This window comes from Nonomuraea antimicrobica, assembly GCF_039536965.1.
GTDB classification, from domain to species: Bacteria; Actinomycetota; Actinomycetes; order Streptosporangiales; family Streptosporangiaceae; genus Nonomuraea; species Nonomuraea antimicrobica.
In genome coordinates this window covers 128,067-152,271 of record NZ_BAAAZP010000149.1, presented here as the reverse complement: position 1 = coordinate 152,271, position 24,205 = coordinate 128,067, and the positions used below count along the sequence as shown (strand labels likewise).

General features: G+C 71.6%; 19 protein-coding genes. 7 read left to right on the top strand and 12 right to left on the bottom strand.

Annotated elements, in window-relative coordinates; genetic code table 11:
• Positions 1–2: 2 nt before the first annotated feature.
• The 5 genes from ABD844_RS37345 to ABD844_RS37325 form a co-directional block, all read right to left on the bottom strand.
• Complete coding sequence (locus tag ABD844_RS37345) at positions 3–581, bottom strand: TetR/AcrR family transcriptional regulator (RefSeq protein ID WP_344888840.1); 579 nt, start codon at positions 579–581, stop codon at positions 3–5.
• Positions 582–644: 63 nt separating this feature from the next.
• Positions 645–995 carry a hypothetical protein gene (locus ABD844_RS37340; protein ID WP_344888837.1) on the bottom strand — a complete coding sequence of 117 codons (351 nt, stop codon included), beginning with the start codon at positions 993–995 and terminating at the stop codon, positions 645–647.
• The gene (locus ABD844_RS37335; RefSeq protein WP_344888834.1) at positions 992–2,119 is read right to left on the bottom strand and encodes a glycosyltransferase family 9 protein; all 1,128 of its coding nucleotides are present in this window, start codon (positions 2,117–2,119) and stop codon (positions 992–994) included. The genes ABD844_RS37340 and ABD844_RS37335 overlap by 4 nt, the downstream gene beginning before the upstream one ends.
• Before the next feature lie 245 nt (positions 2,120–2,364).
• Positions 2,365–3,249, bottom strand: a complete 885-nt coding sequence (locus ABD844_RS37330; protein ID WP_344888831.1) for an alpha/beta fold hydrolase — start codon at positions 3,247–3,249, stop codon at positions 2,365–2,367.
• A gap of 51 nt (positions 3,250–3,300) precedes the next feature.
• Complete coding sequence (locus tag ABD844_RS37325; RefSeq protein ID WP_344888828.1) at positions 3,301–4,905, bottom strand: IucA/IucC family C-terminal-domain containing protein; 1,605 nt, start codon at positions 4,903–4,905, stop codon at positions 3,301–3,303.
• 80 nt (positions 4,906–4,985) lie between these two features.
• Here ABD844_RS37325 and ABD844_RS37320 point away from each other — a divergent pair, with 80 nt between their 5' ends.
• Positions 4,986–6,680 carry an IucA/IucC family protein gene (locus ABD844_RS37320; protein ID WP_344888825.1) on the top strand — a complete coding sequence of 565 codons (1,695 nt, stop codon included), beginning with the start codon at positions 4,986–4,988 and terminating at the stop codon, positions 6,678–6,680.
• Positions 6,681–6,880: 200 nt separating this feature from the next.
• Here the strand turns inward: ABD844_RS37320 and ABD844_RS37315 are convergent, their stop codons facing one another.
• The 3 genes from ABD844_RS37315 to ABD844_RS37305 form a co-directional block, all read right to left on the bottom strand.
• Positions 6,881–7,987 carry a sialidase family protein gene (locus ABD844_RS37315; protein WP_344888822.1) on the bottom strand — a complete coding sequence of 369 codons (1,107 nt, stop codon included), beginning with the start codon at positions 7,985–7,987 and terminating at the stop codon, positions 6,881–6,883.
• A 446-nt stretch (positions 7,988–8,433) separates the two neighbouring features.
• Complete coding sequence (locus ABD844_RS37310) at positions 8,434–9,156, bottom strand: class F sortase (protein WP_344888819.1); 723 nt, start codon at positions 9,154–9,156, stop codon at positions 8,434–8,436.
• Between the two features lie 2 nt (positions 9,157–9,158).
• Complete coding sequence (locus ABD844_RS37305) at positions 9,159–9,713, bottom strand: hypothetical protein (RefSeq protein WP_344888816.1); 555 nt, start codon at positions 9,711–9,713, stop codon at positions 9,159–9,161.
• Between the two features lie 306 nt (positions 9,714–10,019).
• Between ABD844_RS37305 and ABD844_RS37300 the strand changes: the two genes are divergently transcribed.
• Positions 10,020–11,426 (top strand): dihydrolipoyl dehydrogenase family protein, encoded by a 1,407-nt coding sequence (locus tag ABD844_RS37300; protein ID WP_344888813.1) that lies wholly within the window; start codon positions 10,020–10,022, stop codon positions 11,424–11,426.
• A gap of 76 nt (positions 11,427–11,502) precedes the next feature.
• Here the strand turns inward: ABD844_RS37300 and ABD844_RS37295 are convergent, their stop codons facing one another.
• The 3 genes from ABD844_RS37295 to ABD844_RS37285 all read right to left on the bottom strand — a co-directional run bounded on the left by ABD844_RS37295 (position 11,503) and on the right by ABD844_RS37285 (position 14,319).
• Positions 11,503–11,994 (bottom strand): STAS domain-containing protein, encoded by a 492-nt coding sequence (locus tag ABD844_RS37295; RefSeq protein ID WP_344888810.1) that lies wholly within the window; start codon positions 11,992–11,994, stop codon positions 11,503–11,505.
• Between the two features lie 115 nt (positions 11,995–12,109).
• Positions 12,110–13,111 (bottom strand): hypothetical protein, encoded by a 1,002-nt coding sequence (locus tag ABD844_RS37290; protein WP_344888807.1) that lies wholly within the window; start codon positions 13,109–13,111, stop codon positions 12,110–12,112.
• Entirely contained in the window at positions 13,108–14,319 is a 1,212-nt protein-coding gene (locus ABD844_RS37285) for a hypothetical protein (RefSeq protein ID WP_344888804.1), read from the bottom strand. The genes ABD844_RS37290 and ABD844_RS37285 overlap by 4 nt, the downstream gene beginning before the upstream one ends.
• A 317-nt stretch (positions 14,320–14,636) precedes the next feature.
• Between ABD844_RS37285 and ABD844_RS37280 the strand changes: the two genes are divergently transcribed.
• The 5 genes from ABD844_RS37280 to ABD844_RS37260 all read left to right on the top strand — a co-directional run bounded on the left by ABD844_RS37280 (position 14,637) and on the right by ABD844_RS37260 (position 21,003).
• The gene (locus tag ABD844_RS37280) at positions 14,637–16,787 is read left to right on the top strand and encodes a transglycosylase domain-containing protein (RefSeq protein ID WP_344888801.1); all 2,151 of its coding nucleotides are present in this window, start codon (positions 14,637–14,639) and stop codon (positions 16,785–16,787) included.
• Positions 16,788–17,035: 248 nt separating this feature from the next.
• The gene (locus ABD844_RS37275) at positions 17,036–18,007 is read left to right on the top strand and encodes a LacI family DNA-binding transcriptional regulator (RefSeq protein ID WP_344888798.1); all 972 of its coding nucleotides are present in this window, start codon (positions 17,036–17,038) and stop codon (positions 18,005–18,007) included.
• Positions 17,994–19,271, top strand: coding sequence for a serine/threonine-protein kinase (locus ABD844_RS37270; RefSeq protein ID WP_344888794.1), 1,278 nt, complete (start codon positions 17,994–17,996; stop codon positions 19,269–19,271). Before ABD844_RS37275 ends, ABD844_RS37270 begins: the two co-directional genes overlap by 14 nt.
• A 152-nt stretch (positions 19,272–19,423) precedes the next feature.
• Positions 19,424–20,485, top strand: a complete 1,062-nt coding sequence (locus tag ABD844_RS37265) for a lytic polysaccharide monooxygenase (protein WP_344888791.1) — start codon at positions 19,424–19,426, stop codon at positions 20,483–20,485.
• Positions 20,482–21,003 carry a hypothetical protein gene (locus tag ABD844_RS37260; protein WP_344888788.1) on the top strand — a complete coding sequence of 174 codons (522 nt, stop codon included), beginning with the start codon at positions 20,482–20,484 and terminating at the stop codon, positions 21,001–21,003. Before ABD844_RS37265 ends, ABD844_RS37260 begins: the two co-directional genes overlap by 4 nt.
• Positions 21,004–21,155: 152 nt before the next feature.
• Here the strand turns inward: ABD844_RS37260 and ABD844_RS37255 are convergent, their stop codons facing one another.
• Positions 21,156–24,068, bottom strand: a complete 2,913-nt coding sequence (locus tag ABD844_RS37255) for a glycoside hydrolase family 48 protein (protein ID WP_344888785.1) — start codon at positions 24,066–24,068, stop codon at positions 21,156–21,158.
• Between the last annotated feature and the right edge of the window lie 137 nt (positions 24,069–24,205).

Sequence of the window (24,205 nt, the reverse complement as noted above, 5' to 3'; positions counted from 1 at the left end):
TCTCAAATTTCGACAGTTTTCATGGCCTGGTCGACCGCGTCACGCAGCCTGCGCGGGTCGGGGTCGGCCCTGCCGAGCACCCTGAGACCCTGGACCAGCACGAGCAGGAACCTGGCCAGCGCGTACGGGTCCTTGCCCGCCGGGATCTCCCCCTGGGCGCGCGCCCGCACCAGGGCGCCGGCCAGCGCGGCCTCCATCCCCGCCCAGCTCGACGCCACCTTCGCCAGCACGGTCGCGTCGCGGGTGGCGAACTCGACCGCCGTGTTGACCACCATGCAGCCCCGCCGCAGCTCGTCGGCGAGGCATTCGGCCACGTACGAGTCGAGGAAGGCGCGGATGGCGGGCAGCGCGGGCCCCGGCTGGGACAGCGGGCCGACCACGTCGCGCTGCCCCAGGTAGCGCTCGAGCGCCTTGAGGTACAGCTCGCGCTTGCCGCCGAAGGTCGCGTAGATGCTCGCCCGCGCGACACCGAGGCGCTCCACGAGGTCGGCCATCGAGGTCGCCTCGTAGCCGCGCTCCCAGAACAGCTCCAGCGCCCGCTGCAGCGCCACCTCGGGGTCGAACTCCTTGGTTCTTGCCACGGTCGCAGACGCTAACATTATCGAGAACGATCGGTCAAAAAAGTCGGGCCCGCGTGACGTCCTCTAGCGCATCAGATCGGGGTCGTCGTCGTCCGGCTCGCGGAGACCTCCCCGCGCCGCCTCGTCGCGCACGGCCCGCGGCCCCTCCGGCGGACCGGCCTGCCTGGGCACCTCCAGCAGCCCGAGCGTGTCCTGCTCGCCCCGGCGGGTGATCACCTCGTTGATCGCCTCGGTCAGCTCCCGCTTGTCGTAGGCGCCCTCGGGCAGCTCGTTGAGGTGCGTCAGCACGTCGGCCGACAGACCTACGTGCTGGGAGACCTGCGAGTACACCTCCCTCATCGCCACCCGTTCGCGTCCGTGGAACGCCTCGTCGATGGCCTGGCGCAACTCGTCGAGCACGGCGCGATCGGTCATCTTCCATCCCCCCGAGTTCCCGAGAGCAGGTCTTCTGCCTGCTCCCTCACCATGTCCACCGAGACGTCGCGCACCCACGACTCGTCGTGCGGGCAACGTTCGGCGCGCGGTTCCACGCCGCCGGCGCCGCAGCGCGGGCAGGCCGTGGTCCACGAGACCAGCGGCCGGTGCGCGGTCCTGCTGAGCGGGCCCGCGTTGATCAGGTTGCCGCACCAGTAGACGGCCACCGTGGGCGTGCCGACGGCCGCGGCCAGGTGGCGCGGGCCCGTGTCGTTGGCGATCAGCAGGTCGCAGCCCTCGTACAGGGCGGCCAGCCCGCCGATGCCAAGCGCGCCGACGACCGGGATCGCGGGGCGGCGCATGGCCGCGACCACGCCCATGACCAGGTCCTGCTCCGCCCGCGTACCGGTCACGACGACGGGACGGCCGCACCGGTCGGCCACCTCGGCGAACCGCTCCACCGGCCAGCGCCGCCGGGGATCGCTCGCACCCGGGTGCACGGCCACCAGCCCGGGAGGCGGGTGCCCGAGCGCGCGGGCCAGCTCGGCGCGGTCGTCCGCGGTGACCTCGACCCGCGGCTCCAGCCCGTTCCCCACCGCGCCGACCAGCGCCGCGACCTGAAGGAAGCGCAAGGTCTCGTGGTGGTAGTCCGTGTACGGCACCCAGCGGTCCAGGCTCTCCGCGCCCGGCGCCCGCATCCCCGCGGTCACCCGCGCCCCCAGCCGCCGGACGAACGGGTTGGAGAAGCGTCCGCCCCCGTGGATCTGCACGGCCAGGTCGAAGCCCCGCTCCCGCAACTCCTCGCACAACCCGTCGGGCACCGGGCGCCCGATCTCGGGAGTGGACACGCCCGAGATCGGCGGCAGCGCGACCACGTCGTCCACCGGCCCAGGACGGCCCGTGAGGAACTCGGCGTGCCAGGCCCTGCCCAGCAACGTCAGGCGCGCGCCGGGGTAGGCCCGTTTGAGCGCCTCCAGGGCAGGGACGGCCATGAGGTAGTCGCCGAGCGCGTTGGCCCGCAGGACGGCGATCCGCCGCACACCGTCCACCAGCGCCGCCGCCCCGGCCGGGGCGTGCGCCTCGCCGGCCGGGGCGAGCGGGTGGAGGTCCGAAGGGCCGTGCATAGCGGGCTGGCTACCCAGAGACCTGGCGTCCATAACTTGAGCAATGCCGGGTTTGAGCTGGTCCGATGCTGGTATTCGCTTCTCGTGACTCCTCCACCCCCGTAAACGGGGTGGCTTCTCGCTGCGCCGCGGCGTACCTGATGGCCGGCTCCGAGCGCCTGCTGGAGTTGACCGGGGCCCGGCTGGTGGTGACCACGCTGGACGGCGAAGGGACGCTGCTGCACCGGGCGGGCCGATCACCGCGCTCACTCCCCTGGCCCGCTCCCTCCCCGCCGGGGATCCTGGGCCAGCGTCCGCTCCAGCCAGGGGCGCAGGACCGGCAGGACGTTGGGCGGCTGCATGGCGCTCATGTGGTCGAGGCCGTCGAGCACCTCGACGTCCCAGCCCAGCGCCTCCATCTCGGCCCGGTGCCGCACCAGCGGTCCCGCGATGTCGACGAGCACGCCGCCCCACCGCTCGTCGTACTGGATCTGGTCGGCGGAGCCCGCGAAGCACAGCCGCGGGCAGGTCAGCCGCGCCGCCCGGTCGTCGAATCCGCGCAACCCCTCGTAGAGGGTGACGAACTGCCGGGTCTGGTCCTCGGTCGTGGTGACCTCGACCGAGGACCAGTCGTACGCGTCGTCGGAGCCCTTCGAGGCGGAGCCGGGCCCGATGACCGGCTTGGGCGCGGCGGCCAGCTCGTACGTGGCCGTGGTGACGCGCAACATCTCCGCGTACGGCCCCCCGTACGGCGGGAACCCGCCCATCACGAGCGCGGTCAGCCGATCGGTCCGGATCGCGAGCTGCAGCCCGCTGAGCGCCAGCCACGAGTACCCGTAGTACGCGAACCGCTCGGCCCCCACCGCGTCGGCCACCGCCAGCAGGTCACGCACGACGTTGCCGGGCGTGAGCGTGGCGGGCTTGGGCGTGCTCATGACGTGCCCCTGGTAGTCGAAGGCCACCACCCGGAAGGCGTCGCTGAGCCCGTCGATCAGCGAACGTCCGAGCGCCGGGTCGTTGCCCCACTTCCGCATCTCCTCGGCCTGCTCGCCCTCCACAGGCTGTGGATCGACGGGCAGCAGCACGACCGGGCCCGAGCCGGACACCTCCACCTCGATGGTGTTCCCGTCGTGCAGTGTCGCCTCGACCATCGTCCCCCCTAACTCATTACGACGTAAAGAATTGATGGGAGCGAGAATAGCTTAGGCCGTAAAGAGTCTCAACGGGTTGGGGATGGGCACCCACCGCATGGCCGCGCCGTCGGCGTCCAGCCAGCGCAGCAGGAGGTTCGCCTTGGCCGGTACGTGCGTGGCGGCCAGCAGGTCGCGCAGCTCCGGCGGATCCCCGTGGTCCTTGCCCGCGGCCGCGAACACGGCCCTCGCCCGCGCCCACAACTCCGGACCCAGCCGGGGATGGCGGGCCGCCACCGCACCGGCGATCTCGCAGAGGTTGTTGGTCACCAGGCAGTACACCAGCCGCTCCCACGCCCGTACGCCGCTCAGCACGGGCGCGCTCAGCCCCGGGTGCCGCTCGGCGACGAGCTTGACGCCCTCGTGGTCGCGGAACAACGCCTGCGCGGGCAGACCGGCCGCGTCCACCGCGATGAGCACGTTCTGCAGGTGGCATTCGAGCACGACCCCATGCCGCAGGTACGCGTGCAGGACCGGGGGCACCACGTGCTCCAGGTACCGTTCCCACCAGACGAGGGCCCCGTCCTCGTCCAGGCCGTCGAGCGGGTTGCCGGGGAACCCCTCGCTGATCCCGGCCGCCAGCAGCGCGGTCAGCCCCGGGCGCAGATGCTCGCCCAGCCCGTCGCGGACGATCACGGCCAGCGCCTCGCCCCCGTCCCCGTCCAGCTCCGCACCGCGGTAGCCGCGGTCGCGCAGCACGGAGGGACGCGGCAGGTGGCCGGGCAGGTCGTCGAAGGCCGCGTCCACCAGGGCCGCGACCAACGGGAGGTGGCGCAGGTCGGACAGCCATAGACGGCGTACGTCGTTCGTGATCCGCACGTCCAGGCTGAACTTGCAGAACAGGTCCGCCTCCGGCAGGTACACGGTGCGGATCGACGCCGTGGGGACGGCGGTGACCGCCGTGACGCCCAGGTGGCGCAGGGGGCCGTCGCGCAGGCCGCCGAGCAGTTCCACCTGCCAGGGATGGGCGGGCAGGAGCGTCAGGCCGTCGCCTGGCGGGCCGCCGAGCCGGTCCAGGGCGCTCGTGTCCCCCTCGTCCACCAGGTCCGCAGCGGGCACGCCGAGCAGCGGCAGGGCGAAGCTCGTACGCGCCTCGGGCGAGTACCGCAGCCACGCCCCTGGCCCCGCCCCGCCGCGGGCCTTGGGCGCGGGGTGATAGCGGTGCCCCGCCACGAGCGCCTGCTCCGACACCAGGTACGGATCCGCGGGCGGCACCCCGGTCCGCCTGGCCGCCAGCAGCGCGGCCGTGACGTCGCGGCTGTGCAGAATCTCGGCCGCCAGCGTGTCGTTGGCGACCCCCGTGCCCGCGCGCAGTTCGGCGGCCGTCAGCGCCACCAGGTCGGGCAGCGCCAGCGGACGCCAGCCGTCCTGGGTCAGAAGGGCGGGGTCGGCCGGGTAGCGCGCACCGCCGGTACGCAGCACGCGTCCGGTCGCGGGCAGCAGGAAAGCACCAGGCTCGGCGGGCAGGGCCACCTCCCTGAGCAGGCAGTTCAGCAGCGCCGTCACCGCGAGCGCCTCAGCCTCCGCAGAAGCCTCCGTCGAGGCTTGCGCCGAGGCTTCCGTCGGGGCCTCCCGCTCCGGCCCGAGGGGTGGCAGGAGGCGTTCTGTAGATGCCATGGCGACCCTACTCCTACCCTGTGTCCCCGCTGGTGCCCAAAGGCTAGCTATCAGGCGTGTTACCGGGGAAGGTGGGAATTATGAGGCGGATGGAGGGGGAGTTCGCCGCCGAACTGGCCCTCGTGCGTCCCGATCTTTCCGACGCGTACGCCGAGGCGCTGCCCGGCGCGCGCGCCGCCGTCCTGGGACGGCTGTGGCGGGGCCTGCTGTACGAGCCGCTGCCCGGCCTGGCCGCGACCGGCCCCGGCTGTGTGGTGCTGGCCGACGGGCGTCGGCTCACGGGGCGGGCGCGGCGGCCGTACGACGTGGGGGGCGAGGCCGTGCTCCGGCTGGACGGCCTGCCCCACACGCACCCCGCCGAACTGCTGGCCGCCCTCGCCCTGCCCGGCACCGCCCGCCTGATCGAGGATCTCGACAACAGCGTCGCCTCCCTGGCCCTGTCCCGCGCCGCCAACCGTTCGTCCGCGCCCTCTGACCGGCCTCCCCGCCGCCCCACCACGCCACCGGACGCCTTCTCGCTCTCCGTGCCGTCGGAGGGCGCCTGGCTCCCATCAGCCGCACCGATGAGACGCCGATCGGCCGCACCCCTGGACGGACCCACGCCCCCATCGGCCGCGAACCTGAAGGATTCGACCGCGTCCCTGGAGGACTTCGAGCAGAGCGTGGTGGACGGGCATCCCTATCACCCGGGTTGCCGCAACCGCCCGGGGGTCTCCGTCGCCGAGCAACTCGCGTACATGCCCGAACACCGCCCCGTCGTCGCCCTCGACCTGCTGGCGCTGCCCTCCAAGGAGTGCCTGGTCACCGGCCCGTGGCCGGACTCGCTCAGGGACGGGGACCAGCTGCTGCTGCCCGTACACCCCTGGCAGACCAGGCACGTCCTGCCGGGGCTGGGCCTGCGCCCGTACGCGATCGGGGTTATCCCGGCCCGCCCGCTCATGTCCGTACGCACGCTCTCCCCGCTGGACGGCGGCCCGCATCTCAAGACGGCGTTCAGCACGCGCATGACCTCGGGGATCAGGGACATCTCCCCCGGCTCGGTACGCGACTGCGTCCCCCTGTCGGACCTGCTCACCACCGTGTCCGTGCGCTGCGGCGGCGGGCTGCGCACGGCCCGCTACCTGGCCGGGGCCGCCGGGGCGGTGAACGGCGAGCACAGCGCCGACCTGTCGGTCCTGCTGCGGGAGCCCACGCCCGAGGCGGGCACCGTCCTGCCGGTCGCGGCGCTCAGCCGGGCGATGGTGCCCGACCCGTTCGCGTGGCTGGCCGCGTTCGCCCGTCTGGCCTGGGAGAACGCGCTGCGCCTGCTGTCGTTCGGCGTGGCGCTGGAGGCCCACGGCCAGAACCTGGTGGTCGCCCTGGGCGGGGACGGGCTTGCGTACCGGCTGATCTACCGCGATCTGGCCGACGTCCGGATCAGCCCCGCCAGGCTGGCCCGCAACGGCGTCGAGGTCCCGCCCGTCAGCGCCCGGCTGCTCAGCGACGACCCGGCCGTACTGCACGCCAAGCTCTTCGGCTCGCTGGTCGGCACCACGTTCGGCAGCCTGGTCTCGCTGTTCGGGCAGGGCGACCGGGACGTGGAGGCGCGACTGTGGGAGGTGGTGGCCACCGCCGCGCGGCAGGCGTGCACGGCGCTGCCCGCCCCGGACGTACGGGCCCTGTTCGCGGAACGGATCACGGTCAAGGCGCACCTGCTCGCCCGCCTGGAAGGCGCCCCACCGGGCGACTCCTGGACCAGCCTGCCCAACCCGCTCATCACCCTGGGCGCCCCATGACACCCTCCCACGACGGCGAACCACCCCAACCGTCCGCACGCCCACGCCGACTGCCACCACGCTCGCCTTCCAGAGGCAGAACCCTGGCGGGGGAACGACACGCGGAACGGCCGCTAACAACCGGCACCACCCACACCTGCGGATGACCACCGGGCAGTGCACGTGCGGGCTACCTGTGCTGCCCGCCGAGACAGGGCAGGCTATTTGGGGGCGGCCAACTCCGCGATCGGGAGGCGGCGGAAGGCGATGCTCTCGTACGGGCCGAGGTTCCCCGTCTCGAACAGCAGGCCCACCGTGTCGGCGTCGATCCGCACCAGGTCGGAGTAGGCGGCCGGCAACCCGGACACCGTATGCGCCACCCGCCACGTGACACCGTGGTCGTCGCTGGCGCGTACGGTCATCAGGGCCCGCGCGTCGGGAGCCGCAGGCCCGGAGAACAGCAGCACCTCCGGCGACTCGCACCACAACACGCTGCCCTCCACCACCGGGCCGACCAGCCCGGCCTGCGGACGGAAGGGGTGCTCCAGCGTCTGGCCGCCGTCGGCGGAGTAGGCGTCGGCCCTGGTGCCGGGCGCGGTGGACTCGGTACGGGTGTTGAAGTAGACGCGTCCGCCGGGCAACTCGGTGCCGGTGGTCTCGTTGACGTTGACGTATCCGTCGGGGTTGTCGTCGACGTAGCCGATGCGCCAGGTCTGACCGCCGTCGTCGCTCAGCAGGGAGTGGCCGCCGTTGTACTTGCCCTCGGTGCCGTTGTCCTGCCCGCTGGGCGGCAGCGAATGGTTGGCCGGGACCACCAGCCGCCCGGCGTGCGCGCCCTGCCGCAGCGCGAAGGCGTGGCCGGGCGTGGTCGCGTACCAGCGCCACCCGGACCGCTTCACGCTGTCGGTGATCTCGCGAGGCGCCGACCAGGTGACCCCGTCGTCCGCACTGACCTGTACGAACACCCTTCGCCCGTCGGCCGCCGCCACCTGGCCGCGCCGGATCTTGTCCTCGGTCGCCGACGGCCCCTGCCGGACGAAGACCAGCACGATCCTGCCGTCGTCCAGCACCACCGGGGCGGGGTTGCCCGCCGTGCCCCGGCGCGGCTCCGTGGCCACGACCTGGAGCGCGCCCCAGGTCTGGCCGCCGTCGGAAGAACGCTTGAGTACGAGGTCGATATGTCCCGAGTCGGAGGCCGAGCCCCGCCGCCCCTCCGCGAAGGCCAGCACCGTGCCTGCCTTGGTCACCACCGTCGCCGGGATCCGGAACGTGTGATAGCCGTCCGTCAACTGCTTGTAGGGCACTGAGGTCGGGTAACGATCCGCCATACGAGCACGCTACGGCCGCCGGGTTAACGGACTCCGACGCGAGCCGTACGCACAGGCGAATGAGCCCACTCCCGCCACCCCAAACTCCACCACCACACCCACCCCATCAACCACAAACCACCCATATCGCCACCCACCCCCGGCGCACGCACATGACCATGTCCCCGCCGCATGACCTCCTCCCCTCACCGCACGCACCACCGACCTCTCCTCACCGCACGCACCACCGACGCACGGCCCTCCCCCGCCCCACCCACACGACCGCACCACCAACACACAGCCACCGCCCTTGCCCATGCACATGCCCGTACCGCCAACCCCCGCGCACGCACATGACCGAGCCACCAACACGTGGCCACCTCCCCTCGCGCACGCACACGACCGTGCCGCCGAGGTGTGGTCTCCTCGGCGGCACGGCCTGGATCGCCGACCCGTACGGGCGGGCGTCAAGAAGCGAACACGATCACGTTGTCGCGGTAGCTGCTGCGGGCGCGGTCGAACGTGCCGCCGCACGTGATCAGCCGGAGCTCAGGGCTCTTGCTCTGGCCGTAGACCACTTTGTTGGGGATGTTGCTCTTCGGGTAGCGGGCCAGGCGGCCGACCACGAACGTGACCGTGCTGCCGTCGGCCCGGTCGACATGGATGCGATCGCCCTTGCTGAGCTGGCGGAGGCGGTAGAACACCGCCGGGCCGGTCTTGGAGTCGACGTGACCCGCGATCACGGCCACGCCCTTCTCGCCCGGCTCGGGCCCGGACTGGTTCCAGCCCACCCGGTCGAACTTGGTGGGTGCGATCAGCTTGCCTTTCTTGTCGAGCCGTAGCGGGATCACCCGGGTGGAGAGCTTGATGGCCGGGATGCGTAACCGCACGGGTGCGGCCGCATCCGCCGAGGCGCTGCTCAGCGCCTCGGTGGTGGTGCGACCGGCCCGATCGGCGACCGGGACGGCGCCCCCGCCCCGTGCCTCGCCGATCGCAGCGGTGCCGGTGATGCCTGCGGCGCCGGTGACCTCGGTGATGCCGGTGGCGGTCCCAGCGGCGGTCCCAGTGTCGGTCTTGGTGGCGGTCTTGATGGCCGTCCCGGTGGCGGTGGTGCCGGTGCCGGTGCCGGTGGCACAGGCGCTGGTCGCCATCAGGACGGTGCACGTGGCGGTTGCCAGGAGCGCGCGCACGGTCAGCTACCCGTGGCGAACGTGCGCCGCAGCCAGTACGCGCCGACCCCGAGCAGCCCGGCGCCCGCCAGCGCGAGCGGGACCACCGGAACGTCGTTGCCGTCGCTCGCCGTGCCCGCGGCGGACTCGGTCATGACGACCTTGCCCGACGTGGAGGCTCCGCTCTCGGCGGTCGTGCCGCCGGCGGTGCCGCCCATGCCGGTGTCGACACCACCGCGCGGAGCACCGTCGTCGTCATCGTCGTCGTCCCGCGCAGCCGACCCACCCACGCCGGTGTCCACCCCACCACGCGGAGCACCATCGTCGTCATCGTCGTCGTCCCGCGCAGCCGACCCACCCACGCCGGTATCGACCCCACCACGCGGAGCACCGTCGTCGTCCCCGCCGTCGTCGTCGTCATCGTCGTCGTCATCGTCGTCGACCGCGGTGCTGGTGGTGTGGACGGCTGTCTGGGCGACCGACGCCTGAGCGGACGTCGCGGTAAAGAGCGTGCCGATGGTGCCCAGGCCGAGTGTGACCGTGATGGCGAGCAGGACCCGCCTCAACGTCTGACCCATGTGAATGACCCTCCTGATGCCGGGCCGCGAGTTCTTCGCGACTGGTTTCAGAGTGGTCGGCGGCCGTTGGACCACCATGAGGTCGAGATGAAAGGACTCTCACCGCGACCGGCCCGCGCGACAGCACTCGCCGCGAGAGGGCCCGTGCGAGACAACCCATGCGCAAGGGCCCGGGCGAGACGACCCGTGCGCGAGGGCTCGGGCGAGACGACCCGTGCGACACCGGCGGCACCCGTGATCGCTGTATTCGTCCTCTCGGCGTGAAAGCATTCCTCACGTAGGAGAGCGAGTGCTGTGGAGGCAGGAGTGGCTGACGAGTTCGACGTCATCGTGATCGGTGCCGGGCCGGCGGGCGAGAACGTGGTGGATCGGGCCGTACGCGGCGGCCTGACCGCGGCCATCGTCGAGGACCGGCTGGCCGGCGGCGAGTGCTCCTACTGGGCCTGTGTGCCGAGCAAGGCACTGCTGCGACCGGTGGACCTGGCGGGCGAGGTGGCGCGGGTGCCCGGCCTGTCGCTCGGCGAGGTCGACGTGGCCAAGGTGCTGGCCCGCCGCGACGAGGCCGTCTCGAACTTCGACGACGCCGGCCAGGTGCGCTGGATCGAGAGCGTCCCCGCCGAGTTCGTACGGGGCCGCGGCCGCCTCGACGGCCCCAGGCGGGTACGCGTGACCACGGCGGACGGCGGCGAACGCGTCCTGACCGCCCGTCAGGCCGTCGTGCTGGCCACGGGCAGCACCGCGGTCGTGCCGCCGGTGCCGGGCCTGGCCGAGGCGTCCCCGTGGACGAGCCACGAGGTGACCGCCACGACCGCGGTGCCCGAACGGCTGGTCGTCCTCGGCGGCGGCGTGGTCGCCTGCGAGATGGCGCAGGCCATGCACGGGCTCGGCACGCGGCAGACGACCGTCCTGGTACGCGGCGGCCGGCTGCTCAACCGCATGGAGCCGTTCGCGGGAGACCTGCTCGCCGAGTCGTTCGCCGACTCCGGCATCGACGTACGCACCCACACCGACCTCGTCAGGGTCGAGCGTCCCGAGCCCGGCGGGAAGGTCACCGCGCATCTGTCCGATGGCCCGCCACTGGAGGCCGACGAGCTGCTGGTGGCCACCGGCCGCCGGGCCGCCACCCGCGACCTGGGGCTGGGCTCGGTGGGCCTGCCCGACGACGCCCCGGTCGAGGTGGACGACAGCATGCGCGCCACCGCGATCGCCGACGGCTGGCTCTACGCGGTGGGCGACGTCAACGGGCGGGTGCTCCTGACGCACATGGGCAAGTACCAGGCCAGAGTCTGCGGTGACGTGATCGCCGCGCGGGCCAGGGGCGACGAGCTGCCCACGATGCGCGACCTGGCGGGCGGCTACGGTGCGCCGCAGGTCGTCTTCACCGACCCGCAGGTCTGCGCGGTCGGCCGTACGGAGGCGGTGGCCAGGGCCGAGGGCTTCCGGGTACGCGTCGTCGACTACGACATGGGCGCGGTCACCGGCGCGTACCTGCTGGGCGACGGCTACCGCGGCAAGGCCAGGGCCGTCGTGGACGAGGACAGGAAGGTGCTGCTCGGCGTCACGTTCGTGAGTCCGGGCGCGGCGGAGCTGCTGCACGCGGCCACGATCGCGGTGACCGCCGAGGTGCCGCTCGACCGGCTCTGGCACGCGGTGCCGTCGTTCCCGACGGTGAGCGAGATCTGGCTGCGGCTCCTGGAGGCGTACGGACTCTAGCGAGGCCGGAAACGCGGGCCTGGCTTGTGGCGAGGCTCCGACGGCCACCGGAAACGCGCGGGCGGCAGCGGCAGGGTCACTCGTCGAGCGGCGGGCCCTCGTCCTGATCCGGCCGCAGGCGCAGGTCGGCGGGCGTGTTCGTGCACGTCACGGGCGGCGGGGTCCCCGTCGGGCCGGAGGTGGCGGAGGTGGCGGAGGTGGCGGAGGTGGCGGAGTCTCCGGCCTGCAAGGTCAGCTCCGCCACCGTCTGCTCGACGCTGTCGCGCAGCTCCACGTGCGACAGCAGGTCCGTGATGCGCAGCACCGACAGCAGGTGATCGGAGGGCCGGACGAGGATGATGCGTCCGCTGCCCTCCTCCTCCATCCGCTGCATGACCGTGGCCAGCACCCCGATGATCGACGAGTCGTAGAAGTCGAGCTCGGCCAGGTCGAGGACGAGCACGGGACCCGCCGACCAGTTCCACACGGCGTCGATGCGGGCGCTGAAGCGGACGCGGCCGTCGTGATCGAGCACACCGCTCGCTCGGATGACCGTGCATTGCAGATGCCTGGTCGTCTCGATAAGCAAACCGCTCCTGCCCACATACACACCCTGCCCAGTGAGCGCGCTTTTCACGGTTGATCGCCATTTTTCCCGGCCCATTGGGCCGCGCCGTCTCCCCGATCACCGCGTGGTCAGTCGCTCAGGGCTCCAGCGCGGTGCCGTACTCCAGGATCGGTACGGCGTCCGGGCAGGGCGCCAGGAGCACCAGCAGCGGCGAGCCCGACGGACTGGGCAGCTCCAGCTCTGTCACGTTGCCGCGGGTGACCTGCACCGGCGCCCCCATGTCCCCGTCCCGGACGCTGAGCACCCGGGCCACGGACGGCGCGGCCGAGTGCAGCAGCCTCCTGGTGGCGTGGCGCAGCCAGCGCAGCTCGCTGTTGACCCGCCGCCACGTCGCGGGGATCACGCTCACCGCCTCCGCCTTGGTGCCGAGGCGCAGCGCGATGCGGCCGTTCGACCCGAACCGGTCCTTGAGCACCGGGTTGACCACGAACATGCCCGACCGCAGGGCACGCGGGCCCTGCCGGTTGAGGTTGACCAGCCCGCCCGCGCTGATCAGCGAGTACAGCTCGCAGCGGGAGCCGTCGAGCGTGTCGGGGTCGTAGTCGACCGCCGGCGGCTCCTCGAACACGATCTTGTCCAGCCGGACGCCGGCCACGCCGTCGGGGGCGACGCGTCCCGACACGGCCGCGCGCAGCTCCTCGCTGACGCCGTCACCTTCGGCGATGTCCAGCACCTCGACGCAGATCAGGCCGTCGTCGGGGATCTCTTCCGGGGTCAGGTCGAAGGCCACCCTGGCGTGCGTCCTCTTGCCGCGCAGCAGTACGCACTGCCGCAGCCGCCCCTGGGAGCGGACCTGGATGAACCGCGGCAGCGGGCCCACCTCGGCACGCCCGGACTGCCACCCGCTCACCGACCGCTCGTCCGCCGACAGCGACACCTGCACCCGCAGCGCCCGCCCCTGCGCGGACACCTTGATCCCGGCCAGTCCTGACGACTCGAACCTGCCCACGATCTGACTGCCGCGGCGCAGGCCGTCGGTCACCTGCAGCGCGGACACCTGCCCGCTGGTCACGTGCACGGGCGGAATGACCGGAAGGATCACCTGGTCCAGGTCGGTGCCGGATCCTGAGCTGCTCATCGGACGCTCCTCCAGGGGGCGAGTACGGCGCCCGGCCCTGCCGGGTCGTCGAAGTCGAATCGGGTGAGCACGGGTTCGCGCCGCTCCCACATGCGGCCGACCGCGCTGAAGAGGGGGTCGCCGTCGCGTTCCACGTGGCGCAGGTTGACGGTGAGCGCGCGGGCGTAGTCGTCGCCGTGCTCCCAGTGGGGCAGGAGCTGGCTGGGCACGTCGGCGCCGCAGTGGCGCAGCCAGAGCCACAGCCGGGCGCGTTCGCGCTGTTCCTGGCCGAGCATGGACTCGCCCTTGCCGTGCCTGGCGACGGCCTCCTCCAGCAGCAGGCGATGCTCCTCCGGCGAGCGCGGCACGTGCGTGGCGCCGCAGGCGCGGCCCTCCGACCAGCCGGCCTGGATGACGGGGATGCCATAGGCGGGCAGGTCACTGTCGCCGAACGCGATGCCCACGTCGGCCATGCTCCACAGCAGGTTGGCGGACATCGTGCCGTTCACGCGCCTGATCCTGGGATGGGAGGTGGCGGGAACGGGGTCGTGGAAGAGCCAGTTCGCGCAGTCGTCGGCGAGCGCGTACGCCGCCGTCAGCTCGAACAGCTCGTCGTCGCGCCCCGGCACGTGCCCGAAGACCGCGATCGTCGGACGGTCGGCGTCGATGCCCAGGCGGGCGCAGCCATGGTGGCGGAGCTGGCGGCGTTCGGTGTCCGTACGGATCTGGTAGCCGCTCTTCGCCCGCCAGGCGACCCGTTCCGCGCTGGGCCTGATGGCCTCCCGGTGCGGCCAGACGTGCCGTTCGAAGAACGCGCCGACCTTGGCGGGCAGTTCCTCCTCGATCGAGCGCGGCCCCTGGTCGGGGAAGAGCGCGTACGCCTTCAGCGTCCCCGTGCCGTGCACGTGCACGACGGGGACCTCTCTGGGCACGGCGGGGTCGGCGCGGCTGGTGACGAGTGCGCGGGGCGGCACCTCGGGCAGGATGTCACCGGTTGCGCCGAACGCCCTGGCCAGTCGCGTCCACTCCGGCCGGGTCAGCGCCACCAGCCGGGCCCCGAGCAGGCCGCTGACCGCCCTGGCCACCAGCAGCGTACGCGCCACGACCCGCAGGTCCTCGTCGTACGTCTCCGCCACGACGCATCCGTCACCGCCTGGGCTGTCGCCCCAATAGGCCCTGGCGGCGGCGAGCAGCCGATCGACGTGCTCGCCATCCCCGATGCGACGCATAAAGCCCCTCCACCCAGGCGCAGGAAAAAATGCCCGGCTCGACGTTGCCAGATCGGCGCGTCGCCACCGCGCGGTCGACACGGTCCTTTGCCGTGGCCTGACGGAAACAGGGGCACCGGAGGAGACAGGGCCGCTCTCGTCACACCCGTCTCGTGGGCCCCAAGCAGCACGAACCCGCCCCAAAACCCAGATTCGGCAAAAACCCCGGCTCCACACAGAACAATCGCGTCCCATGAGACATCCAAGTTTTTACCCGGAGCACGTCATGCCCGGGTTTAGGATGCAGCCAATTGCCACGAAGGGGAGGGTTTACCACCATGGGTACCCGTTTGTCGAGTGTCGCGCGCCTGACTGCGGTCGCGACGGCGGCCGGTGTCGTGGCCGCCGCCATCGCGCTGCCCGCGGTCGGGGGTTCAGGGGCGATGTTCGTCTCGGCATCGGAAGAACTCGGCATCAAGCCCGAGGAACTCGTGGAACCCCCGCTGGCCGAGCGCACGACGGTCCTCGACGCCAAGGGCAACGAGATCGCCTGGTTCTACGAGGAGTACCGCGAGAACGTCAAGCTCGACCAGGTGGCCGAGGTCATGAAGACGGCCATCATCTCGATCGAGGACTACCGCTTCTACGAGCACGGCGCGATCGACATCGAGGGCACCATCCGAGCCCTGGCCAAGAACGTCTCCTCCGGCGGCATCTCCCAGGGCGGCTCCTCCATCACCCAGCAGTACGTCAAGCAGGTGCTGCTCAACTCGGCCACCACCGAGAAGGAGAAGAACGCCGCCCTTGAGGCCAGCTACGCCCGCAAGCTCAAAGAGCTGCGCTACGCGATGGCGGTCGAGGACAAGTACACCAAGGACGAGATCCTCGAGAAGTACCTGAACATCGCCTACTTCGGCGCCGGAGCCTACGGGGTGGAGGCGGCGGCCAAGCGCTTCTTCGGGGTCAGCGCGTCCGATCTGACGCTGGCGCAGTCCGCGACGCTGGCCGGCGCCGTGCAGGACCCCAACGCGACCGACCCCAACCTGGGCAAGGACCAGCAGAAGAAGCTGCTGTCGCGGCGCAACGTGGTGCTCAACCGGATGGCGGAACTGAAGAAGATCACCCCGGAGCAGGCCACCGAGGCCAAGGCGGAGAAGCTCGGCTACAAGGGCACCCCGATCCCGGGCGGCTGCGGGACCAGCGAGGTGCCGTACTTCTGCATGTACGTACGCAACGAGGTGCTCAGCAACAAGGTCTTCGGCAAGACGGCCAAGGCCAGGAGCCAGTTCCTCAACCGGGGCGGCCTGACGATCCAGACCACCCTCGACCCGAAGATGCAGAAGGCCGCCGACAACGCCATCAAGAAGCACGTGTACGCCTCCGACAACCCGGTCGCCTCCGAGGCCCTGGTGGAGCCGGGCACGGGCGCGATCAAGGCCATGGCCGCCAGCCGCAAGTACGGCAACAACAAGCGCAAGAAGGAGATGTCGTACAACGTCGTGGCCGACGCGGTGCACGGCGGCGGCGTCGGCTTCCAGGCGGGCTCGACGTTCAAGACGTTCACGCTGCTCACGGCCCTCAAGGAGGGCATGAAGATCAACGACGGGTTCAGCGTCGGCAGCGGCTACCGGGCGCCGTACTACTCCACGTTCAAGAACTGCAAGGGCGAGAACATCGGCGACCCCACCCACACCGTCACCAACGACGAGGGCGGCGGCGGCTTCAAGACGCTGGCCACCGGCACCTGGGGCTCGGTGAACACGTTCTTCATGGTGCTGGAGCAGAAGGTCGGCCTGTGCGACACGGTCAAGACCGCCAAGTCGCTGGGCATCGAGCGGTCCGACGGCCTGCCGCTGACCGAGTTCGAGACGTTCACGCTCGGCACCAACGAGATGGACCCGGTGACCGTCGCCAACGCGTACGCCACCATCGGCGCGCGCGGCAAGTACTGCGAGCCCATGGCCATCACCAAGATCACCGACCGTGACGGCAAGGTCAAGAACTACGCGCCCGAGTGCAAGCAGGCCCTCGACCCCGGGGTCGCCGACGCGGCGGCGAACATCCTGTCGGGCGTGTTCACCAAGGGCACGATGACCAGCGTCGGCGGCATCGGCCGGCCGGCGGCGGGCAAGACGGGCACCACGGACGCGCAGGCCACCGCCTGGTTCGCGGGCTTCACCCCCGACCTGGCGGGCGCGGTCAGCATCGGCGACCCGCGCGGCGCGCAGGACTACAAGCTCAACAACATCACCATCGGCGGCCGTTACTACGGCTCGGTCTTCGGCGCCTCGATCCCCGGCCCGATCTGGAAGGACACCATGATCGCGGCCCTGAAGGGCACCCCGCCGAGCGACTTCACCCCGGTGGACAACTCCCGCTTCGGCGGCTGCGGCTCGAGCTGCCAGCCGGTGCGGGTACAGCCGGACAGCGGCGGGGACGACGACTCCGACGGCCGGCTGGAGGACGCCGACATCGCGGACTTCGGCTGATCACCGGCGGGGAGGTTTTCCTGATCGTCGGATAAGACAAATCGGGCACGGAAATATGCCGTGATCCACCTCGGGAACGGCGGCTCCGCCCGCCGCCACCGCCCCTAGCTGAGCCGATGCCGAGCGCAGGCCGAACAGACAGGGAGTGCGTCCGCACAGCCGGACGCACTCCCTGCAAAGGCCCTATTAACAGCGCCGAAACGTTGGTAACGTGGGAGCGCTCCCAGGATCTTTCCGTGAGGTGCCCCATGACCGAGCAGCCCACACTGGCACAGGTGGCGGCCGCTGCAGGGGTCTCCCCCGCGACCGCATCTCGAGTACTCACAGGCTCGGTGCGGGTCAGTACCTCGACCCGCCGCCAGGTCTACGACGCGGTGTCCCGCATGGGATACGTCCGGCAACGCGCACCCCGGGGAACGTCCGCCAAGACCATGGCCGACGGCGTCACGGCGGTGATCTGTGACCACCTCCCCCGGCTCTTCTCCGAGCCCTACTACGCCAGGCTCCTGTCCGCGGCCGGCGCGGTGATCAGCGAGCACGGCACGCACCTCATGGTGACCACCGTCACCCCGACCTCCGCCACGCTGCCCGCGCTGTCCGGCGCGGTGCTGATCGTGGGCGCGCGAGAGCGCCACCCCCTGGCGATCAAGTTGTCCACCTCGGGCGTGCCGGTGCGCAACATCGGCCGTCCGCCCCACGACCTCAGACTCCCGTACGCCGACGTCGACAACCTCGACGGCGGCCGGCAGGCGGCCGAACACCTCCTGCTGTCGGGCCGCCGCAACGTGGCCGCCATCGGGGGCCCGCCCTCCTTACCCGGCGCCCGTGACCGGCTGGAGGGCCTCGTACGCACCCTCCGGACGGCAGGCGCACCCGACGTACCGGTCGCGTACGGGGACTTCACCGCCGCCTCGGGCACCCACGCCATGCAGTGGCTGCTGCGCCACGCCCCGGGCCTGGACGCCGTCTTCGTGGCCTCCGACCTGATGGCGGCCGGCGCGATCCAGGCCCTGCGCAGGGCCGGGCGCAAGGTGCCGTCGGACGTCGCGGTGATCGGGTTCGACGACGCCCCGGTCGCCAGGCGCACCATCCCGGCCCTGACCACCGTCCGCCAGCCCGTCGAGGAGCTCGCCACGGTCGCCACCCGGCTGCTCCTGACGGGGGCCGCGGGGATCGACCCCGTCCTCCCCACGGAACTGGTCGTCCGTGAGTCGGCTTGAGCCCGGGGACGTCCTGGCCCGCAGGTATCTGTTGCTGGACCCACTGGCTCGCGGGGGCATGTCGGTCATCTGGCGCGCCTTCGACCAGTCACTGCACCGGATGATCGCGGTCAAGGTGCTCACGGCCCCGCTGCACACCGACCCGGGAGGGCGAGTCAGCGTGCGCAGCGAGGCCCGTGCGGCGGCCACGTTCCTCCATCCCGACTCGATCGACATCTACGACTACGGCGAGACCGTCACCACGAGCGGCGGCGTCGCGGCCTTCGTGGTGATGCCGCTGCTCGACGGCACGCCGCTGGCCGAACGCGTCGAGCAGGGCCCGCTGCCGTGGACGGAGGCCGCGGCCATCGCCCTGCGGCTGGCCAGGGTACTGATGGCCGGGCACGCCCGCGGCCTGGTGCACAGGGACGTCACCGCGGAGAACGTGCTGCTCACCGCCGACGGCCCCAAACTGCTCGACTTCGGCATCGCGGCCTGGGCGGGCGACCCCGACGACGACCGCGGCACCCCTCCCTACGTCGCCCCGGAACGGCTGCTCGGCGCGGCCACCCATCCCGCGGTGGACGTGTACGCGCTGGGCGTGCTGCTGCACACCATGCTCACCGGGCGCACGCCGTACCCGGAGACGACGTGGGAGGAGATCGAGGCGGCCCGCAGGACGGAGCCGCCTCCCCGCGTCCCCGGCGTGCCGTACGCGCTCGCCGCGCTCTGCCGCCGCTGCCTGGCGCACCGGCCGGAGGACCGTCCGACCGCCGCGCAGATCGTCTCGGCCCTGACCGCCGCGCTGGACACCGCGACGCTGGGCCGGAACGTGCGGCGCGGCATCACGGTGGCCGGGTCGGCGGTGCTCGCGGTGTCGGCCCTGCTGTGGTTCCAGCAGACGGCGCCGCCGCAGCAGCCGGAGCGGACGGCCAAGCCCTCGCCGTCCCCCACGGCCACGGCCCGGCTGCTCGAAAGCTCCCCGGCGGCGAGCGCCACCGCCGGGCGAACGGTCGAGCAGACGGTCGAGCAGGCCGCCGCCGGGTTCCGTACCGTGCTGGAGGCCAGGACTCCGTGCGGCGCCACGGACGACGACGTCGTGCTCGACCTCAAGCAGGTGCTGGAGGCCGCGGTGTCGCCCAGGCGCGGCCCGCCGGAGTCGCGTACGGACGGCCTGCGCCGGAAGCTCTCCGACCGCCTGCGGGAGGGCCGGCTCGCCCCCGCCTGCCTGAGCGAGCTGCAGGCCAGGCTGGACGTCATCGAGGCGGCCATCCGGCGGGACTGACGACCGGCGCGACCCGCCGCCGGGCGGATGACCAAGATCGGCTGAAAGTTTCACACGGCGTTGTCGGATCGCGAACGGGCGTGGTTCAATGCGCAGGCCGGGCGGGCAGGTCGTGGGCAGGTTTCCTCTGTCGTCAGCGCAAGGGAATCCCCATGAGGTCTTTCAAGTCGGCGGCGCTGACCGCCGTCCTCGTCCTGATCACAACTGTCTTGATGGTGCCCACGCAGGCGCAGGCCCACGGAGTGTCGATGTTCCCCGGCAGCCGTACGTTCCTGTGCTGGCAGGACGGCCTGCGTGAGAACGGCCAGATCCTGCCCTACAACCCCGCGTGCGCGGCCGCGGTCAACCAGAGCGGCGCGACTCCCCTGTACAACTGGTTCGCGGTGCTGCGCTCCGACGGCGCAGGCCGGACCACCGGATTCATCCCCGACGGCCAGCTCTGCAGCGGCGGCACCGGCGGGCCCTACGACTTCACGGCCTACAACGCGGTTCGCTCCGACTGGCCGCTGACCCACCTGACCTCCGGCGCCGGTATCCAGATGCGGCACAGCAACTGGGCCGAACACCCCGGCGCGTTCAACTACTACATCACCAAGAACGGCTGGAACCCCAACGGGCCGCTGAAGTGGTCCGACCTGGAGCCGTTCGGCAGCGTCACCAACCCACCCAAGTCCGGCGGCCCCGGCGGGCTCAACTACTACTACTGGAACGCCCAGCTCCCGTCCGGCAAGAGCGGGCGGCACCTGATCTTCACGCACTGGATCCGCGCCGACAGCAACGAGAACTTCTACAGTTGCTCCGACGTCGTCTTCGACGGCGGCAACGGCGAGGTGACCGGGGTCGGCCCCGGCGGCAGCACGCCCGGCCCCGACCCGACCGTCACGCCGACGCCCCCGGCGCCCACCGGGGCCTGCACCGCCACCTGGAAGGCCACCGACACCGGCTGGGCCGGCCACTTCCAGGGCGAGGTGACCGTGAAGAACACGGGCACCGGCTCGCTCAACGGCTGGACGGTCAAGTGGAGCTACGGCGGCGGCCAGGGCTTCGAGGGCGCACCGTGGAACGGCGTGCTGTCGGCGCAACCTCCTGACGTGACGGTCAGGAACGCCACGTACAACGGGCAGCTCGCGCCGAACGCCACCACCTCGTTCGGGTTCAACGCCACCGGCTCGATCCCGAGCCCCGCGCCGACCCTGACCTGCACCAGCCCGTGACCGCAACGCGTCGCGGACTTGTCGCGGCGACCATCACCCTGGCCGGGCTGAGCCTGGCCGGGGTGATGCTGTTCGCCCAGCCGTCCTCTGAGCTGGACGAACAGCTCGCCGCCCAGGTGACCCTGATCCTGGAGCGGGCCTCCCCCGGCGAGCACCACGCACACGGGCACGGCTTCGACTCGCGCGCCGTATGCGCCGTGGAGCCGTTCGGCACCGAGCCGCCGGACGCCGCCTCGCTGGTGGAGGTGGAGTGGGTGTACGCGCGGCACATGTGCGCGATCACCGGGGAGAGCCCCGACTGGGCCGCCTCCGTACGCGCGTCGGGGCCGATCGCCGTCAAGCTCGGCATCCCGCCCCAGGTCGAGGTCCCGGAATCGGGCGCCGGCTACCCCGACCGGGTCAGGCGGCTGATCCCGGAGCGCTACCACCGGCAGGCGTTCGAGAACTTCCAGGACGACACGGCCATCGAAGCGGCCCGCGAACGCTTCGCCCTGGCGACCTCCTCCACCGCTCAGTAGCCCCCCGACAACGAACAAACGGACGCGACCGACTGGGGGAATCGGCCGCGTCCGTCCCATCCGGGCGGGGATGGTGTGGGGCAGGGCTTGCTGGTTTCCGGCCTCACCTCCTCATACGCACCGGGATCGGGGGCGGTTCGGTTCTGGCGGGCTTACGGGAAGAGGCGGCCGTACTCGGCGAGCGCGACGGCGACGTCCACCTGCGCCCAGAACCGGTGGTAGTTGAAGACCGGCGCCGGGCCCGTGCCCTTCAGGAAGGCGTCGACCTTGGGCCAGTCGGGGTCGTTCCGGTAGAAGGACCTGATCGAGATGAAGGTCGAGGCGGAGTTGATCGTGTCGCCGTTCGGCATGCGGCCGCTCCAGCCGGAGGGCACGTACACCGGGTCGTCGACGCGGTTGTAGTCGGTCTTGGTCTCGGGCACCGACACGCCCTTGGCGTCGCGGTTGCGCCAGACGCCGTCGAGCAGCGCCTTGGCCGTGTCGCGCGCCTCGGCGTGGCCGGCCCTGGCCGCGTAGTACATCAGCGCCTTGGCGTACGAGCCGGCGACGCCCACGTCCTGCGTGTGGTCGGCGACGGTCACGTGCAGGCCGGGGTTGGCCGGCGGCATGCCCGTGGTCGCGTTGAAGTCGCCCGCGGGCTGGCCCGTCCACCGCAGGGTGGAGGGGATCTGGTAACTGCCGTCGGAGCCGATCGTGGTGTTGTCCAGCGCCCACGTCACCCACTTGTCCAGCAGCGCCTTGGCGTCGGCGTTGCCGGTGGCGTAGTACAGCTCGGCCACCCGCTCCATCGTCCACGCCTGGAAGCCGAACCACTGATTCGAGGGCGGGTCGTGGTAGACGGGCTGCCAGTCGTAGGTCATGCCGTGGAACTTCGGCAGCCCCGCGGGCGGCGTGGCGTAGTGGCCCTCCCAACTGTTGGTCGCGCCACCGGCGATGGCGCCCTCGGCCGACTGCAGCCACGTGTAGAACTGGAGCTGGCGGGTCAGGCTGGTGCTCCAGTCCGCGGCGCCGGTCGCGCTCCTGGGCTTCAGCTCGGCCACGTTGGCCAGCGCCCAGGCCGCGAACGGGTTCTGGTAGCCGGAGTGGTTGTGGCTGGAGCCGATCCGCCAGGACCAGCCCGCGCTGGAGTCGGTCGCGCCGCCCCAGGCGTAGTACCACGACAGCAGGTAGTTGGAGGCGTCCTTGCCGGTGCCCGGCGCGCACGACGGGCTCGTGCAGCCGGGCTTCTTGAAGTACTTGTCGTACATCGCGTAGCGCAGGTAGTCGCCCATCTTGGCGGCCTTGGCGACCGTGGCGGAGATCTGCGACTCCTTGCCCTGCGCCTTGGCCCAGGTCTGCGCCCAGTACGCCACCTGCACCGCGCGGGCGTCGGCGTCGGGGGCGTTGGTGTACTTCCACTGCCTGGCGTACGAGGAGTCCTTGATGAACAGGTCCAGGTAGCCGTTGGCGCCGCCGTGCCTGAAGGTGTCGCAGGACGGCTGCGGGATCGTCTCGAAGACCGACTCCTCCGGGCCGCGCTGGTAGGTGTTGATGTAGGCGGGCCTGGTGGTGCCGTCGCCGCAGCGGCCGAAGCCGTAGGTGTTGTCGACGTCGAGCAGCCAGTGCATGCCGTAGACGTCGCGGGTGCCGTACGCGCTCTGCAGCTCGGAGGCGATCGGGTCGGTGCCCACGCTGACGCCGGAGTCGATCTGCGTCGGGTAGCTGCTGATCGTGTTGTACTCGGCCGCGTACGTGGCCGGCTTCGCGGCGTTGTAGAACGAGTTCGTCGGCTGGTCGGCCGCGGCCGGGATGATGTACCTCTCCATCGAGGCCCACGCGTTGTTGAACTTCGTCCAGTCGCCGGTCACCTGCCCGTAGGTCGCCTCCAGCCACAGGTAGTAGCTGTAGGCCTCCGACGTGGTCTCGTGCCCGTGGTCCGGCGCCTCGACCATGAACGTCTCGATCGAGTGGTACGGCACGCCCTCGGGCGAGAAGTAGCCGTTGGCCGGGTCGTGGATCTCGTTGTAGAGCTCCACGAAGCGCCGGACGTACTCGTTGTCGCCGCCGACGTCGTTGTCCGCCTCGCTCGCGGTGACGTCCACCGGGGTGTAGCCGGTGGCGCTGACCCGGAAGACGGCCGAGCCGCTCGTCGTGTCGGCGTCCTCGGCCGCGGCCAGCGTCACGTTCTGCGCGGTGTTCCAGTTGGACGACGTGAAGGTCCTGGTCGCGCCGCCCGAGACCGTGAGGTCGGCGTCGCCGCTCGCGCGCGCGACGGAGACGGTCACGTTCGAGGAGGGCGCCTGCGACAGCCTGACCCCGAAGCTCGCGGTGCCCGCCTCCGGCACGGACAGCGTGGTCGGGCTGACCACGAGCGCCGGTCCAGTGCTCGGCGAGACCGTGATCCCGACCGGCGACGAGGTCGTGGCCAGGCCGGCGTTGTCGGTCGCCCTGGCGGTGATCGAGTAGCTGCCCGCCGCCACGTTCGCCCAGTTGTAGGCGTAGGGCGCCGAGGTGTCGGTGCCCAGCAGGGTGCTGCCCTGGTAGAAGTCGACCTTGGCGACGGTGCCGTCGGAGTCGGCGGCGTTGGCCGCGATCGGCACGGTGGCCGGGGCGGTGAACGTCTGGCCCGCGGCTGGCGAGGTCAGCGCCACGGTGGGCGCGGAGCCGGTGCCGGGGCCGCCACAGGCGACCCCGTTCACGCTGAACGCGGTCGGGCTGGGGTTGCTTCCCGTCCAGGTGCCGTTGAAGCCGATGTTGGCCGAGGCGCCGGTGGCCAGGCTGCCGTTCCACGGCATGTTGGTGGCCGTGACCCTGGTGCCCGACTGGCTCCAGTTGGCGCCCCAGCCGGTCGGGGTGTACTTCTGCGTGGTGGTCGGGAAGTCGAAGGCCAGCGACCACGAGGTCAGCGGGTCACCGGTGTTCTTCAGGGTGATGCTCGCGGTGAAACCGCCCGAGCCCGAGCCCCACTGGTTGGCCGCGTACGTCACGTCGCACGACACGGCCGCCTGGGCGGGTGCGGCCGACAGGGCCGTGGTCGCGCCCGCGACGAGGACGAGGGCCGTGGCCACGGCGAGCCGCCTCGACAAGCGCGTCAAGAGGATGGGAGGTCTGTGCTTCACGGGGTCTCCATGGGAGTAGGGGGTATGGGAGCGCTCCCACAGTGGATTGTGGGTGCGCTCCGGCGGATGTCAACGGAACGGCCGTCCGGCGGCCCCCGCGCTTC